At 72.4% G+C, this 15808-nt stretch carries 14 protein-coding genes; 8 read left to right on the top strand and 6 right to left on the bottom strand.

Going from position 1 to position 15808, the window contains the following annotated elements; all coding sequences use genetic code 11:
- Positions 1-70: 70 nt before the first annotated feature.
- The 4 genes from P3T27_RS25560 to P3T27_RS25545 form a co-directional block, all read right to left on the bottom strand.
- The gene (locus P3T27_RS25560) at positions 71-1483 is read right to left on the bottom strand and encodes a cytochrome P450 (RefSeq protein WP_280682411.1); all 1413 of its coding nucleotides are present in this window, start codon (positions 1481-1483) and stop codon (positions 71-73) included.
- Positions 1480-2484, bottom strand: a complete 1005-nt coding sequence (locus P3T27_RS25555; protein ID WP_280682409.1) for a hypothetical protein — start codon at positions 2482-2484, stop codon at positions 1480-1482. Before P3T27_RS25555 ends, P3T27_RS25560 begins: the two co-directional genes overlap by 4 nt.
- Before the next feature lie 72 nt (positions 2485-2556).
- Complete coding sequence (locus tag P3T27_RS25550) at positions 2557-3039, bottom strand: DoxX family membrane protein (RefSeq protein WP_280682407.1); 483 nt, start codon at positions 3037-3039, stop codon at positions 2557-2559.
- 35 nt (positions 3040-3074) lie between these two features.
- Positions 3075-3737: a hydrolase gene (locus P3T27_RS25545; protein ID WP_280682405.1), complete on the bottom strand. Its 663-nt coding sequence runs from the start codon at positions 3735-3737 to the stop codon at positions 3075-3077.
- Between the two features lie 393 nt (positions 3738-4130).
- Between P3T27_RS25545 and P3T27_RS25540 the strand changes: the two genes are divergently transcribed.
- The 6 genes from P3T27_RS25540 to P3T27_RS25515 all read left to right on the top strand — a co-directional run bounded on the left by P3T27_RS25540 (position 4131) and on the right by P3T27_RS25515 (position 9762).
- Positions 4131-6020, top strand: coding sequence for an amidohydrolase (locus P3T27_RS25540; protein ID WP_280682402.1), 1890 nt, complete (start codon positions 4131-4133; stop codon positions 6018-6020).
- An 83-nt stretch (positions 6021-6103) separates the two neighbouring features.
- Positions 6104-6796, top strand: coding sequence for a YoaK family protein (locus P3T27_RS25535; protein WP_280682400.1), 693 nt, complete (start codon positions 6104-6106; stop codon positions 6794-6796).
- A 57-nt stretch (positions 6797-6853) separates the two neighbouring features.
- Positions 6854-7774, top strand: a complete 921-nt coding sequence (locus P3T27_RS25530; RefSeq protein ID WP_280682398.1) for a glyoxalase — start codon at positions 6854-6856, stop codon at positions 7772-7774.
- A gap of 287 nt (positions 7775-8061) precedes the next feature.
- Entirely contained in the window at positions 8062-8367 is a 306-nt protein-coding gene (locus P3T27_RS25525) for a GNAT family N-acetyltransferase (RefSeq protein WP_280682396.1), read from the top strand.
- Positions 8364-8807 carry an OsmC family protein gene (locus P3T27_RS25520; RefSeq protein WP_280682394.1) on the top strand — a complete coding sequence of 148 codons (444 nt, stop codon included), beginning with the start codon at positions 8364-8366 and terminating at the stop codon, positions 8805-8807. The genes P3T27_RS25525 and P3T27_RS25520 overlap by 4 nt, the downstream gene beginning before the upstream one ends.
- Positions 8800-9762 (top strand): pirin family protein, encoded by a 963-nt coding sequence (locus P3T27_RS25515; protein ID WP_280682392.1) that lies wholly within the window; start codon positions 8800-8802, stop codon positions 9760-9762. Before P3T27_RS25520 ends, P3T27_RS25515 begins: the two co-directional genes overlap by 8 nt.
- Positions 9763-9848: 86 nt before the next feature.
- Here P3T27_RS25515 and P3T27_RS25510 read toward each other — a convergent pair whose 3' ends face one another.
- Complete coding sequence (locus tag P3T27_RS25510; protein WP_280682390.1) at positions 9849-10820, bottom strand: alpha/beta hydrolase; 972 nt, start codon at positions 10818-10820, stop codon at positions 9849-9851.
- Positions 10821-11047: 227 nt separating this feature from the next.
- Positions 11048-13840 (bottom strand): LuxR family transcriptional regulator, encoded by a 2793-nt coding sequence (locus P3T27_RS25505; RefSeq protein ID WP_280682388.1) that lies wholly within the window; start codon positions 13838-13840, stop codon positions 11048-11050.
- A 226-nt stretch (positions 13841-14066) separates the two neighbouring features.
- Here P3T27_RS25505 and P3T27_RS25500 point away from each other — a divergent pair, with 226 nt between their 5' ends.
- Positions 14067-15047: a helix-turn-helix domain-containing protein gene (locus P3T27_RS25500; protein ID WP_280682386.1), complete on the top strand. Its 981-nt coding sequence runs from the start codon at positions 14067-14069 to the stop codon at positions 15045-15047.
- A 138-nt stretch (positions 15048-15185) separates the two neighbouring features.
- Positions 15186-15770: a DNA starvation/stationary phase protection protein gene (locus P3T27_RS25495; RefSeq protein ID WP_280682383.1), complete on the top strand. Its 585-nt coding sequence runs from the start codon at positions 15186-15188 to the stop codon at positions 15768-15770.
- Positions 15771-15808: the final 38 nt, after the last annotated feature.

Below are 15808 nucleotides of genomic sequence, written 5' to 3'. Positions count from 1 at the left end.
TTCTGCTGGTCAACTCGCCATGCGGTCCGCTGACCGTAGTCGTTCCCGTTCGTGTCGGGTTGACGGGGCGTCACGTCCTCTCCGGCGCTGGTACGCGACCTGCCCGGCGGTGGATCCTGAGTTGCGGACCCCGGGGACGGAGGGTGGCCGAAGTGGCGGTCTCGTGGACGCGGCCGGGCGTGGCCAGGCCGATCCGCCAGCGGGCCAGGACGGCCGCGGCGATGATCAGCATCTCGGTCCAGGCGAAGGTCTCACCGACGCACTTGTGCGGGCCCGCGGCGAAGGGCATGAAGAGCTTGCGCGAAGCGTGGTCCCCGCGCCGGCGCCACCGGCCGGGGTCGAACCGGTGGGGGTCGGGGTAGCGGAGTGGGTCACGGTGCAACGCGGTGAGGCTGAAGAGGATCTCCGAGCCCGGGGCGAGCCGGGTGCCGGCGTACTGGAGGGGGGCCACCGCGCGGCGCATCAGGATCCAGTTGGGGGTGTGGAGCCGGAGGGTTTCGCTGAGCGCGTGCCCGGTGCGCTCAAGGCGCGGCAGGTCGCTCCAGCCGACGGTGCCGTCACTGGCGACGGCTCGTACCTCCTCGCCCAGTTCGTCCTGCAGATCGGGATCGCAGGCGAGCTCGTAGCACAGCCAACTGAGTGCGGTGGCAGCCGTCTCGGTGCCCGCCAGCAGTAGCGATACCACCTCGTCCCGCACCTGGAGAGGGGCCATCGGCCGGCCCGTCTGTTCGTCCCGGGCGGCCAGCAGCAGCGACAGCAGCGTGCTGTCGCTGCCGTCGCGCCGGTCGGCCTGCGCGACGATGTCGTCCACCACCGCGCGCAGGTCCTCGACTGCCGCGTCGAAGCGCCGGTTGGCGGGAACGGGCAGCTTCTCCAGGAGCGGCGAGGGGTACAGGGCCCGCTGGATGAACCCCGTGAGGACCACCGGCACGGCCTGGTGGATCCGGGCTTTGTGGCCGGCGCCGAGGCGGGTGGCGAACAGCGCCTCCAGCAGAACGTCCAGGGTGAGTTCGTGCATCCGCTCGCTGATCGTCAGCGGCGACTCCGGCTCCCAGCGGGACACCGCCCGGGCTGCCTGGCGGGCCATCACGGCGGTGTACGTGCGGATGCTGTCGCGGTGGAAGGCCGGCTGGAGAAGACGTCGCTGGCGGAGGTGGAAGGCGCCCTCGGAGATGAACAGCCCGTTCCCCAGCAGCCCGCGGGCCTTGTCGAAGACGAAGCCCTTCTCGGTCTTCGCGGCGTCCTGGACGAGTAGCCTGTGCACGAGTTCGGGCGCGGTGAGCACGTGGACCGGCCGCCGCCACAGCTGGATCCGCACAACGGGGCCCAGGTCCGCCAGCGACTGCAGGAAGGGCATCGGGCGGGTCATCAGCGGAATCAGGTGCCCGATCCCGGGCAACCGGCCCGCGGCGCAGGGCACCTCGCCGCTGGCCGTCTCGCCACCGGCCGCCTCGCCGTCGGCCACACCGTGGTCACGGGTCATGGCCGGCTCCCCGCAGGTGACGGTGTGTCGAATCGCGAACTTCCACGGGACCAGTCGATGTGCCCCCGTAGCCACAACCCGAGGCTGCGCGCGTATGCCGCGGTCGGTGCGGTGGCGTCAGCGCTGACGGCCTCTCGCGCCTCGATGAAGTCGTCCATCTCCCGGTCGCGCAGGGCGAGGGCCCGGTCCCGGGCTGCGGACGGGGAGCAGCGGTGGTGACGGGCGAGGACCTCGACGAGGTTGTGGCGCCCCTGGCCGCCGGCGCTCTCCTTGGCATGGGAGTACAGGTCGTTGTCCCAGCTGACCAGGTTCGCGGTGATGTCCGCGAGCCTGCGCAACGCCGGGCCGTCCGCCTGCGCGGGCGGGAGTTCGTAACCGCCCACGATGTCGATGAGTGCCAGGCAGGTGTACGTCGCCCCCGCATGGCGGCGCATGGCCACGTACTCGGCGAGCCCGGGGACGGCCGCCGCCTCCCGGTTCGCGGCCTCCCAGACCTGCGCGGACAGGTAGTCGCAGACCGTACGCTCCCACCGGACGAGCTGCGAGGGCGAGGCGTGCACGCGGATCCGGTCCCGGATCTCCCGCAGGGCCACCGCGTAGGCGCGTGCGGTTCCCGTCAGCTCGGTCGGGGGCAGGTCGGCGTCGAGTACCCGCGCCAGCAGGGCGGTTGTCCGGGCCAGCGGGCCCGGCAGCCCGCCGCGCTCAGGGTCCTCGCCGTACCCGTCGTCGAAGGCGAAGAGCCAGACGTACCAGTCCGCCAGCAGCCGCAGCATCTCCGCGCCCACCTCGGGATTGGTCCGCGCGGCGAGGGCACCGCTTCGCTGACGCCGTAGCCGTTCCGCCCGCTCGGGCAGCCCGTCGAGCAACCGGTGCTGTGCCATCCAGGCGAAGCTCTCCCGGTCGGCCTGCTCGGCATGCCGGTTCAGCAGGGAGGGGAAGGGGCACCACAACTCGTCGGACGTCCCGTCGGTCCCTGTGTCGCGGGGATTGCTCACGGACATGCCGGCCTCACCGTTCGGTCGAAGGGAGCGTGAACGCTGTCGGCACGGGTCGCTCCGTGCCGACAGCGTGGTTCAACGCCGGTGCAGGACGAGGCGGGTGGCGAGGCCGCCGCCCACGCCGGCCAGCACGGCCACCGGCAGCCACCAGGCGGGCCAGGGCAGCAGCCCGAGCGGTGCGTCGAGTGACCAGCGGCCGGGTCCGGTGGCGGACAGCACCGCGCCGATCGTGACCAGCACCAGCGGGTACTCGAACCCGTCGTTCTGCACCCACAGCCCGTGCGGCCGCTTGACGGTCAGCGCCACCGTCATCACACCCATCGTTCCCGCGGCGGCCAGCGGCGTGAGCAGACCCGCCGCAAGGAGCAGTCCGGCCCCGATCTGGGTGCCTCCCGCGGTGAGCGCGGTGAACACGCCGCCGCGGAAACCGTCGCCGCGGAACTCCTCGGTGCCGCCGGCCAGCCCCCGGCCGCCGAGGTGGAAGCTGACCTTCTGGATCCCGTGCCCCGCGACCAGCAGGCCGACGACCAGCCGGAGCAGCAGGAGACCTGCGTTCACTGGTGAACTCTCTTTCTGTGGTACCTGGTTGCCGGTCAGCCGGCCGCGTGCTCGTTGATCATGGCCTGCGCGTAGACCACACCCAGGCCGTAGGCGCCGGCGTGCTCCTTGACCACGTCCATGACCGGCAGGTAGGTCTCGGTGCGGGCCCAGTCGCGCTGCAGCTCCAGCAGCACCTGGACCCACGTCACCGGTACCGCACCGGCCGCCGTCATCCGCTGGATGGCGTGCTCATGGGCCAGCGGGCTGACGCCGCCGGAAGCGTCCGTGACCACGTAGACCTCGTAGCCCTGGTCCAGCGCCGACAGGGCGGGCAGCACCAGGCAGACCTCGGTCCACAGGCCGGAAAGGATGATCTTGCTGCGCCCGGTGGCCTTGACCGCCTCGACCAGGGCCGCGTCCTCCCAGGCGTTCATCGAGGTGCGGTCGACCACCTCGTGCTTCGGGAAGACCGCCTTCAGCTGGGGCAGGATCGGGCCGGAGAAGGACTCGGCGGCCACCGTGGACAGCACCACCGGGACGTCGAAGACCCGGGCGGCCTTGGCCAGGCCGACGGTGGCGTTGATGATCGCCGTGCGGTCGCCGCTACCCGTGCCGAAGAACATCTGCGGCTGGTGGTCGACGAAGAGCATCATCGAGTTGTCCGGCGTCAGCAGATCGGAGCTGGGGGCGGCGTGCACGGAGTCGAAGTCGACCATGGCGGTTCTCTCTTTCGGCTGAGGGGGTGTCACGGGGACGTCGGCGCGGACATCAGCGGGGACGTCGGCGCAGACCTCGGCGGGGACGTCGCAAGGCATCGAAGGCTCGGAGACACGAGCGGTGCCGCAGGCTCTCCGGCACAGCCAGGACGCTATCCGGCGGCGCCCGGACATCTCTTCTCCCACCGCGCCCAGGACTGTTCCCACACTGCACGGAGCTCCCGTGCGCCATCGGTCCCGGCGCCGCTCGCGGGGTCGCTGCCCGCACAGGACAGAGCCGGTGCGTGCAGAGCAAAGTCCCAGCTCTGTGCCGCCCTAGGTTGACTCGTGCCAGAGCTCAACGGACCGTGCCGCTCGCGCCGTCCGGCCTGAACGACGAGGACGGTCACCATCATGTCGAGCATGCCCGTTGCCGGGGTCCGCCCCGGCCACCCCGACCAAGCCGCCGACCTGGTCGTGCGCAACGCCAAGGTGTACACCGGCGACCCGGTGCGCCCGCGGGCCAGTGCGGTCGCGATCCGCGACGGCCTGATCACCGCCGTCGGGGACGACGCGGACGTCATACCGCAGATCGGCCTGCGGACCCGCGTCGTCGACGCGCTCGGGCGGCGTGCCGTCCCGGGCCTGAACGACTCGCATCTGCACGTCATCCGGGGCGGTCTCAACTACGTGCTGGAGCTGCGCTGGGACGGCGTGCCTACGCTGCGCCAGGCGCTGGCCATGCTGCGGGCCCAGGCCGAACGCACCCCGCCGGGCCAGTGGGTACGGGTGGTCGGCGGCTGGTCCGCGGACCAGTTCGCCGAGCGCCGACTGCCGACGGTGGCCGAGCTGAACGCCGCCGCACCGGACACCCCCGTCTTCGTCCTGCATCTGTACCAGTCGGCGCTGATGAACCGGGCGGCACTGCGGGCCGCCGGGTTCGACCGCGACACCCCGGACCCGGCGGGCGGCCAGATCGTGCGCGGCCACGACGGACAGCCGACCGGCCTGCTGCTGGCCGCCCCCGGAGCCCTGCTGCTGTACTCCACGCTCGCCAAGGCGCCGACGCTGGACGAGGCCGAGAAGGCCGCCTCCACGCGGCACTTCCTGCGCGAGCTCAACCGTTTCGGGCTCACCTCGGCGATCGACGCAGCCGGCGGCTTCCAGAGCTTCCCGGAGAACTACGGCACCGTCATGCAGCTCGCGCAGCAGGGCGAGTTGACGCTGCGGATCGCCTACCACCTCTTCCCGCAGACCGCCGGACAGGAACTGGACGACCTGGCGCGCTGGGTGACCACCGTCCGCCCGGGTGACGGGGACGCGTGGCTGCGGCTGAACGGTGCCGGGGAGAACCTCACCTGGGCGGCTGCGGACTTCGAGAACTTCACCGAGCCGCGCCCCGAACTCGGCCCGTACGAGGCCGGGTTCGAGCAGGCCGTGCGGCTGCTGATGGAACACGGCTGGGGTTTTCGGCTGCACGCCAGCTACGACGAGACGATCCGCCGTGACCTGGCGGTCTTCGAGAAGCTCGCCGCCGAGGGCCTCTTCCCGGGCGGGAACCGGTGGCTCTTCGACCACGCCGAGACGGTCTCCCCCGCGAGCCTGGACCGGATCGCCGCGCTCGGCGGGGCCGTCTCGGTGCAGAACCGGATGTCCTTCCAGGGTGAGGCGTTCGTGAGCCGCTACGGCGCCGCCGCGGCCGCCGAGGCGCCGCCGGTGCGGGCGATGCTGGAGCGCGGGCTGACGGTCGGCGCGGGCACCGACGCCACCCGGGTCTCCTCCTACAACCCGTGGGTGGCCCTGCACTGGCTGGTCTCCGGGCGTGCCGTCAGCGGACGCACGCTCCGCCCGGTGGCCAACCGGCTCAGCCGTGAGGAGGCGCTGGAGCTGTACACCCTGGGCGGCGCCCGGCTCACCGGCGAGCAGGAGGTCAAGGGCCGGCTCCGGGTGGGCTGCTACGCCGACCTCGCGGTGCTCAGCGCCGACTACCTGACGGTGGACGAGGCCGACATCCCGCACATCGAGTCCGTCCTCACCGTGGTCGGCGGCCGCATCGTGCACAGCGTCCAGGAGCACGAGGGCCTCACCCCCGAGCTGCCGGCCGTGGAGCCGCTGTGGAGCCCGGTGGCGCGCTTCGGCGGCTACCAGGCCACCCCCGCGCCCAGCCTCACCGGCGTCCGGCAGGCCGAGCGGGTGGTCGAGGCGGCAGCCGCCTCCGACGAGCAGCGCGAGTGGCGGCAGGCGCGCGGACTCCTGGTCCCCGGCCAGGGCGGACCGGCCCTCGACGACCCCTGCTTCCTCTGATCCACCTTCCGCATCCGCCGTGCGCCGCCGGACTCCGCACTCCCGGTGGCGCACGGCGCTGGACAGCCTTGAAGGACGCCCCGATGACGACCCCCCAGCCCGAGAGCACCGTGGCCGCCGCGCAGATCCGCGACCGCCACCCGCTGGCCCTGGCCCTGTTCGCGCTGACCGCGGTGAGCGGCCTGATCGACGCGGTGAGCTACCTGGGGCTCGGCCACGTGTTCACCGCGAACATGACCGGGAACGTCGTCGTGGTCGCCTTCGCCCTGGTCGGCACACCCGGCTTCTCGATCGCGGGCTCGCTCACCTCGCTCGCCGCCTTCCTGCTGGGCTCGGTGCTGGCCGGCCGCCTCGCGCTGCGACACCGCGACAGCCGCCGGGAGCACTGGCTGCGCACCGCCCTGCTGGCCGAAACGGCGCTGCAAGCGGCGGCGACCGCGATCGCGTTCACCGCGAGCGGGCGGGCGCAGCAGGAGGCGCTGATCGCGCTGCTGGCCGTGGCCATGGGCCTGCGCAACGGCACGGTCCGCAAGTTGGGGGTGCCGGACCTGACCACGACGGTGCTCACCCTCACCCTGACCGGCATCGCCGCGGACTCCTCGCTGGCCGGCGGCACCAACCCCCGCCTGGGCCGGCGCCTCTACGCGGTCCTGGCCATGCTCGCGGGCGCCGCTCCCGGAGCCGCTCTCGTCATCCACGGACACCTCGGGTGGGCGCTGCTGGCCAGCACGCTCCTGGTCGCCGCGATCGCGGTCGGCTACCGCGAACGCGACTGAGGTATCCGCCCGCCGTCACCCCCTCGGCCAACCCTCTCTCCCGGAAGGACACTTCACATGCCCATGCGCCTCTCCCTGCGCCTGCTGGCGGCGGTCACCGCCACCACCGCGCTGGCCTTCGTCACCGCACCGTCGGCCCCCGCGGCGCCCACCGCCGGACGCCCCGGCCTCGCCGTCGGCCCCCAGTACGACACGACGCACGTGTACGTGACGCCCGGCGCGATGGACTCCTTCGTCAGCAGCTGGGAGTCGACCTTCGGCGGCACCAACACCCCGCAGGTCCTCGCCGACGTCACACCGACCCCGAGCCTGACCAAGTCCGAGCTCGTCCTCTCCCCCGTCGGCACGCTCTCCGTCTTCGACTACCAGACGCCCGTCCCTTACCCGTTCGGCGCCGAGCGCACCGGCTGGCTCGTCACGGACCTGGACCGCGGCGTGCGCAAGGCCGAGGCGGACGGGGCGAACACGGTCGTCACGCCGTTCGCCGACCCGATCGGCCGCGACGCGATCGTCCAGTTCCCCGGTGGCATCTACGCGCAGCTGTACTGGCACACCAAGGCGCCCTCGTACCCGGCGCTCGCGTCCGTGCCGGAGAACCGGCTGTACCTGCCGAGTAGCACGATCCGCTCCTTCCTGCACTCGTACCTGGCCTTCACCGGCGGCACGGTGGTCTCCGACGACAACCACGCCCCGGGCGCCGAACTCGGCCTGCCCGGCACCTCCTACCGGCGGATCCGGATCAGCTCACCGTTCGGCGACACCTCCGTCGCGGTCACCGACGGGCACCTGCCCTACCCCTTCGGACGAGAGAGCACCGGCTACGCCGTGAGCGACCTCGCCGCGACCCTGACCAAGGCCCGGGCCGCCGGCGCAACCGTGCTGTGGGGGCCGTACACCTCCCCTCAGCGCGACAGCGCGATGGTGCAGTTCCCCGGCGGCTACATCGCCGAGATCCATGATGGCGGCTCACGGTCGTAACCGGCCGGACGGAGTACGCAGCGGTTCATCAGGGCGTTCGGACGTTCGGGAGTTCGGGCGTTCGCGGGCAGGCAAGGGTGCATGACCAGGCACGACGGCATCCCCGGCCGGCCCTACGGTCAGCAGCGACGGGCCCCGGAAGAGCCGGGGCCCGTGATCCATGAGCAACAGAGCATGACGACAGTGCCGTGAGCCGGCCGTCGAGCGTGCTTGATCACCATCTTGTTGAATGCTAAATTAAATCCCAGCCCGGGCCACCAGCCCGCCGCCCGACAGCAGGAGGAACGATGACCAGCAGCGTCGCGGACAACCCCGACCGGTCACGGTTCGAGATCACGGACGACGGTGAACTCGCCGGCTTCGCCGAGTACTTCCGGCACGAGAACGAGATCGCGTTCATCCACACCGAGATCGACCCCGCCTTCGCCGGCCGCGGCCTCGCCGGCGTCCTGGCCCGCGCCGCTCTCGACTCCGCCCGGGAGCGGGGGCTGGCCGTACTGCCCTACTGCCCCTTCATCCGAGGCTGGCTGGGCAAGCACCCGGACTACGTCGACCTGGTGCCTCCGGACCAGCTGATCCGGTTCGGCCTGTGACCACCGCCCCGACCGCCGACGCCGCCCGGGAGTTCGTCCGGGCGGCGGCCGTGGTCGCCACCAGTACCGACGAGGACTACCGCGTCGACATCCGCTCCGGCCGGCACCGTCTGACCGCCGACGAGCCGGCCTCGGTGGGCGGCGCCGACACCGCCACCAACCCGACCGGCATGCTCCTGTCGGCGCTCGGCTCCTGCACCGCGATCACCCTGCGGATGTACGCGCAGCGCAAGCAGTGGCCGCTGGAGACCGTCCGGGTGCACCTCGGCTACGAGAAGGGCCCCGACAAGACGGCCCGCATCACCCGGCGCATCGAGCTGGTCGGCGAGCTGGACGAGGCACAGCGCGCCCGGCTGCTGGACATCGCCGAGCGCACGCCGGTCACCCGGGCGGTGTCCGGCGGCACACCGATCGTGGAGGAGTCCGCACGCCATGAATGAGCCCGACCAGACCGCCGCCGCCGTACGCGGCGGGCGCCAGGACGTCCCGGCCGGCCCCGTCAGGGAACTGCTCGCGCCGCGTGAGACCGCACTGGGCGGCAGCACCGTCGTGCGCCGCCTGCTGCCCAACCTCGGCCGCCGGATGGTCGGCGCCTGGTGCTTCGTCGACCACTACGGCCCCGACGACATCGCCGACGAGCCCGGCATGCAGGTCCCGCCCCACCCCCACATCGGCCTGCAGACCGTCAGCTGGCTGCACCAGGGCGAAGTCCTGCACCGCGACAGCCTCGGCAGCCTGCAGACCGTCCGACCGCGCGAGCTGGGCCTGATGACCTCCGGCCGCGGAATCTCACACTCCGAGGAATCGCCGCGCCCGCACGCGCGCTTCCTGCACGGCGCACAGCTCTGGGTGGCCCTGCCCGAGGTCCACCGCCACACCGCCCCCGCCTTCGAACACCACGCCCAACTCCCCGAGATCAACGCCGCCGGCCTGCACGGCACCGTGATCCTCGGCGACCTGGACGGCGCCACCTCACCCGGCACCATCCACACCCCGCTGGTCGGCGTCGACCTCACCCTGCGCGAAGGCAGCTCCACCCGGCTCCCCCTGGAGCCCGACTTCGAGTACGCCGTGCTGACCATGTCCGGCCTGACCGAAGTGGACGGCGTCCGTCTGGAACCCGGCTCGATGCTCTACCTGGGCAGTGGGCGGCGGGAGTTGCCCCTGCGGGCTCTGGCCGACGGCTCCCTGCTGCTGCTCGGCGGGGAGCCCTTCGAGGAGAAGCTCGTCATGTGGTGGAACTTCATCGGACGATCCGGGGAGGAGATCGTACGGGCGCGGGAGGACTGGATGACCGGCACCCGCTTCGGCACCGTGCACGGCTACGACGGCATACCTACCCCCGCTCCGCAGGTGCCTACAACGCCGCTCAAGACGCGCGATCGGATCCGCTGAAGGGCCCAGGGCGCGGACCCGGCACCGCCGGTACACAGCACGGCGGCACCGGATCCTCGACGGTGCGAAGCGGTGCGAAGCGGACGTCAGGCGGCGTGCAGCGCCTCACGCAGGGTCTCGATCGCCAGGGTGATGGCGGCCTGGGCCGCGCGCGTCTCGCGCAGGGCGTTGAGCATCACGAAGTCGTGGATGATGCCCTGGTAGCGCACGGCGGTGACCGGGACACCGGCGGCGCGGAGCTTGTTCGCGTACGCCTCGCCCTCGTCGCGCAGCACGTCGGCCTCGCCGGTGATCACCAGTGCGGCGGGCAGCCCGGCGAGTTGCTCGGTGGTGGCGCGCAGCGGGGAGGCGGTGATCTCGGCGCGCTGGGCGGGGTCGGTCGTGTACTGGTCCCAGAACCACTCCATGCCGTCGCGGCGCAGGAAGTAGCCGGTCGCGAACTGGTGGTACGAGTTGGTGTCGAAGGCGGCGTCGGTCACCGGGTAGAAGAGCACCTGGTGACGGAGCGACACGTCGCCGCGGTCCTTGGCCATCAGGGTCAGCGCGGCGCTCATGTTCCCGCCGACCGAGTCACCCGCGACGGCGAGCCGCGTGCCGTCCAGCCCCTTGGTGGCACCCTCCCGCACGATCCACTGCGCGACCGCGTAGTTCTGCTCGATGGCCACCGGGTAGCGGGCCTCGGGCGACAGGTCGTACTCGGGGAACACCACGGCCGCCCCCGTACCGACCGCCAGCTCCCGGACCAGCCGGTCGTGGGTGTGCGCGTTGCCGAAGACCCAGCCGGCGCCGTGGATGTAGAGGATCACCGGCAGGACCTCCCGCGAACCGGCCGGCTTCACGATCCGGGCCCGGACGCTGCCGGTCGGTCCACCCGACACGGTGATCCACTCCTCGTCCACCTCCGGCAGCTCGACCGGGCCCGACTGGACCTCGTCGACCGCCTTGCGGCCTTCGGCGGGGGCCAGCTGGAACAGGTACGGCGGCTCCGCCGTGGCCTGTGCGAACGCCGCGGCCGCCGTCTCCAGTACGGGCTGGACCGGCTCGAAGTCGTGCGTCATGTCCGTCTCCTCAGTGGTGCGGGGTGGTCCACCTCGACCGGCGCCGACCGCGGCGTTGCCCGGCCGGCCCCGGAGTCCCGAGGCGCGATCGCCAACCTAGAACCGCTCGACCGGGCCGCGTTGTCCGACGGCGCCTCGGCTCTGCTCTGTCCGCGCATGTACCAGGGTGCCCGGCAGGCGGGCAGGCAGACCAGTCGGCGCGCTGGGCCGCCACGCGGGTCCGGCAGTCAGTCCGCCGGCTGCGCGTCACCCAGCGCGTCGCGCAGCTGGGTCCGGGTGGTGATGCCGAGCTTGGGAAATATCTTGTGCAGGTGGAAGCCGACGGTGCGCGGCGAGAGCAGCAGCTTGGCGCCGATCTCCCGGTTGGTCAGACCGGAGGCGGCCGCGCGCGCGATCTCCAGCTGCTGCGGAGTCAGGTCGGACGTACGGCTGGCGGATTCCGTACGGGCGGTCGGCACACCGGCGGCCCGCAGCTCCGAGGCGGCCCGCTCGGTCCAGGGACGGGCGTCGAGCCGCTCGAAGACGCCGAGGGCGGCGCTCAGCTCGGCGCGTGCCTCGGTGACCCGGCGATGGCGGCGCAGCCACTCCCCGAACTCCAGCCGCACCAGTGCCCGTTCGAAGGGCCACAGGTCACCGGCCGGGTCGGCGAGGGCCGCCCGGAAGTGCTGCTCCGCCTCGTCCGGCCCGCTCAGCAGCGCGCAGGCCCGGTTCACCACCACGTCCAGACGCGCGGAGCGCAGCTCGCCGAGCGAGCGCACGGCGACCCGCAGCACGGCCCGCGCGTCGTCCTCGTAACCGGTGCGGACAGCTGCGGCGGCGAGGTCGCCGAGGTAGTAGTACGACGCGTGGTAGTGCACCGGGGCGGCCTGGAAGTCGCGCGAGAAGACGGCTCGCAGCTGCCGGTACGCCGCCAGGTGGTCGCCCTCGACGAATGCCGCCAGGCCGAGCGCGTGGCAGGACCGCACGAACAGGCTGGGGGAGCAGGACAGGTCGTCCACCCCGGCGACGGCCGTGTCGATGAGCCCGCGCGCCCCGGCCGCGTCGCCGTGCAGCGCCAGCAGCGTGCCCTGCAGGATCGGCGATCCCACCGCGGAGTTGTCCGCGCCGACCTCGACGGCCATCCGGTACGCCTCCTGCGCGGTGGACCGGGCCACGGACCACGCGCCGCTCTCGAAGAGCGCCAGCGCGAGCGCCTGCCCGACGACGGGGTTGCCACCGGCCGTGGGCGTGCGGCGCAGGTGGTCCATCGCCTGGCCGAGGAGCCGCACAGCCAGCTCGGTCTCGTCGAGGACCCAGGCGGCGGCGCCGAGTTGGGCCAGGTGGGGAAGCGAGTCCTCGGGCGCCTCGGCCAGTGACCGGGGCAGGGCCCGCAGCGCCCACGCACGGTCCGCGAACGGCTCGGTGCCGGCCCGCAGCCAGACCCGGTCCACTTCGTCGGGCTGTTCCGGCACCAGGTCCGCGAGCCGGCGCAGCTCCGCGCGGTAGAAGGGAGACCCGGAGTTGTACGCCGGAGTGGCTGCCGTGCCCAGGGCGTCCATGGCGAGTCCTGGCGCCTTCCCGGCCATGGACTGCGCGACGGGCACCAGGAATCCCAGCGCCTCCTCGTGTCGGGTGGTCACGGCCAGGGACCAGCCGGCCCGCATGGACGCTTGGGCGAGCAGTTCCGGGTCGTCCGCGATGGCGCAGACCTTGACGGCCAGCTCGCCCACCCACTGGGGGCAGCCGCCGTACATCGCCATGGTGGCGGCTTCGAGCAGCCGCCTCGCCCGCTGGTCCCGGTCGGGGGTCAGTGCGGCCGCGCGTTCGAGGGTGGCCGCCGCAGCCGCGTAGCCGCCCCGGCCGCGTGCCCGGTCCGCACTCTCGGCCAGTGTCCGGGCCACCTCCTCGTCCGGTCCGAGCGTGGCGGCGGCGAGGTGCCAGGCGCGGCGGTCCGGGTGGTCCACCAGGGCGGCGGCGAGCGCCTGATGGGCAGCTCGCCGCTCGTCGAAGGAGGCAGCCTGGTAGACGGCGGAGCGCACCAGTGGATGGCGCAGCCGGACCTGACCGGCCGCCAGCCGCACCAGGCCCACCTGTTCGGCGGGCAGCCACACCTGCGGGTCCCCCGCGTCAGGCGTGGCCCGCAGCACCTCGGAGAACTGCGCGGTGCCGGCCGCGGCCGCCACCAGCAGCACCTGCCGGGTCCGCTGCGGAAGACCGACGAGATCTGCCGCGAAGATGCGTTCCAGACGGCCGGTGAGCGGAAGCGATTCGGCGGCGTCCGCGCCCTGCGCTCCCCCGGGCTCCCGGGCGACCGCTCGGGCCAGCTCGATCAGCGCCAGTGGATTGCCGCCCGCCTGCTCGAAGATCCGCAGCCGGGCCCGCCCGCGCGGCGGCTGCGGTTGGCGGTCGAGCAGCAGGCCCGCGTCCGCGCGGTCCAGCGGTGTGACGGCCAGGACGGCGAACTCCCGCTCGAAGGGCCCGGGAAGGCCCTCCTCGCGCGCGGCCAGCAGGACGGCTATCGCCTCACCGTCCAGCCGGCGGGCGACGAAGGCGAGTACGTCCACGCTGCCCTGGTCCAGCCACTGGACGTCGTCGACGAGCAGGAGTAGCCGCCGGTCGGTGGCTGCGTCGGACAGCAGACTCAGGGCGGCATAGCGGATCAGCAGCGGGTCGGGCTGCCGGTCGCCGGCCGCCGCCTGCTGGCCGAAGGCGGCCAGCAGCGCTTCCCGCTGCGGGGCGGGCAGCCGACCGGCCTCCCCCAGCAGCGGCCGCAGCAACTGGTGCAACCCGGCGAATCCGAACCCTTCCTCACCCTCGCCGGCGCGAGCCCGCAGCACCTGGAAGCCCCGGCTCGCCGCCCGGGCAGCGGCCCAGTCGACCAGCGTGCTCTTGCCCGCGCCCGGTTCGGCGGTCAGCGCGAGCACCTGGGCGCCGACACCACCACGGCTGTCCACCGCGTCGAGCACCCCCGCGATCCGCGCCAGTTCACGCTCCCTGCCGACGATCTCCGGGACCGGCCCCGACTCACGGACGTTCTCCATGCCCACCCCTGCTGTTGGTCCTTGTTCGCTGCTGCTCGATGTGTTCCGCCGCCGAGACCGGTCATCTGACAGAAGCGCCGCCATACGGACCGCCTGCAAGATAGTGCCAGGTCAGCGGTGGTGACTCCATGCCCGACACCCACCAGTCGTACGCCGTTCCCGCTCCGGAGGTCCTTCTCCAGGGGCAGCGCGAGGCGTTCGAGCGCTGACGACGAGGGGAGCCCCTGTGTCAACCACCGTATCCACCGAATCGCTGTCCCCTGGGGAGCGTGCCGAGTTCTGGCACGAGGCCGTCTCACAGGCGTTCATCCCGCTTGAGGTCAGGCTCCTCGAACGGGAGCCCTCCTCCGGAATCCTCAGCAGTGACCAACTGGGAGTCGTGCAGATCTCCGGCGTGGCAGCCGGACCGCAGGTGGTCACCCGCAGCCGCCGAACGATCGAGGCCGGCGGCGAGGGCTGGGTCGCGCTCACGATGCAACACCAGGGCCACGCGAGGATCTCCCAGGATGGTCGGGAGATCATCTGTGGCCCGGGCGAGTTGGCGCTCTGCGACTCCAGTCGCCCGTTCACCAAGGAGTTCCCGACCGCCTTCGGGTTCACCGCGTTCCGGCTGCCGCGGCACGTTCTGCACGTGCGGGACCAAGAGCTCAGAGCGGCCACCGCCTCGCCGTTCGAGTCCACGTCCGGATGCGTCGAGCTGGTCACCACGTACCTGCGGACGCTGGCCTCCGGAGCGGCGAAGCTCGACCCCTGCACGGGGAGCCGGCTCGCCGACACCGCCGTCGATCTGCTCGCCCTGCTCATCCAGGAGCGCAGCGGCACTCTGGACCCGACGGCACCGGAGACGGCGCCGGCCATGCTCGCGCGGATCAAGGACTACGCGATGTGCCATCTCGGCGACCCGTCGCTCTCGCCCGAGCGGATCGCCACCGCACACCACGTCTCGGTCCGATACCTCCACAAGCTCTTCCAGGGCGAGGAGACCACGATGGCCCACTGGATCCAGCGCCGCCGGCTGGAGATGTGCGCGCACGACCTGTCCCGGCGCGCCTTCGCTGCTCCGACCGTGTCATCCGTGGCCCGGCGCTGGGGATTCGTCAGCCCGACCCACTTCAGCCGCGTCTTCCGCGCCGCCTACGGCGTCACGCCCCGCGAATGGCGCGCCCGGGCAGGGGGCGCCGATCATCCGCTCAGCCCGGCTCGGTGACGGTGTGCGCCCAGGCCGGGCGCGGAGGGGCAATGATCAGTGCGCTTCGGAACAAACCCGTACTTCGCACGCCCGTAGCTTGACCGAGTCACTGGACCGCAACCGAGTCACCGGACCGCGAAGGCCGAGGGAGTTCCCATGAGCAGTTCCGACCACCCCGACATCAGCGGCAGCAGCCAGCCGCTGCTGCATCAGAAGGGCAAGGAGATCCAGGAGTTCGGTACCGTCAACCAGGTTCCGCTCGGCCTCTCCCATGATGCGCGCCTGTACGCCTGCCAACGGCTCAACCGGGTACTCGCGGACACCCGGATCCTCTACACGCTCTACAAGAAGCACCACTGGTTGATGCGGGGGGCGACCTTCTACCAGTTGCACCTGCTGCTGGACAAGCACGCGGACGAGCAACTGGCGCTGGTGGACGTGCTCGCCGAGCGGGTCCAGTCCCTTGGCGGGGTCGCGGTCGGCGACCCGCGGCACGTCGCGGAGATCACCTCGATCCCGCGTCCGCCGGACGGCGTCGAGGAGGTGCCGGCCATGCTGTCGCGGCTCCTGTCGGCGCACGAGGCGATCCTCGTCGACGCCCGCGAGGCCGCCGGCCGGGTGGCGGCGCTCGGCGACGACGGGACGAACGACCTGCTGGTCTCCCAGGTCGTCCGGACCGGCGAGGCGCAGGTGTGGTTCCTGGCCGAGCACCTGGTGGACACCCCGCTGGTGCGGCTGTGACCTGCCGGCTCCACCCGCACCCCGCCGCACAGCGCTGA

Origin of the sequence: Kitasatospora sp. MAA19, assembly GCF_029894125.1 — a bacterium.
Taxonomy (GTDB): Bacteria; Actinomycetota; Actinomycetes; order Streptomycetales; family Streptomycetaceae; genus Kitasatospora.
This window is presented reverse-complemented; position numbering and strand designations above follow the sequence as displayed.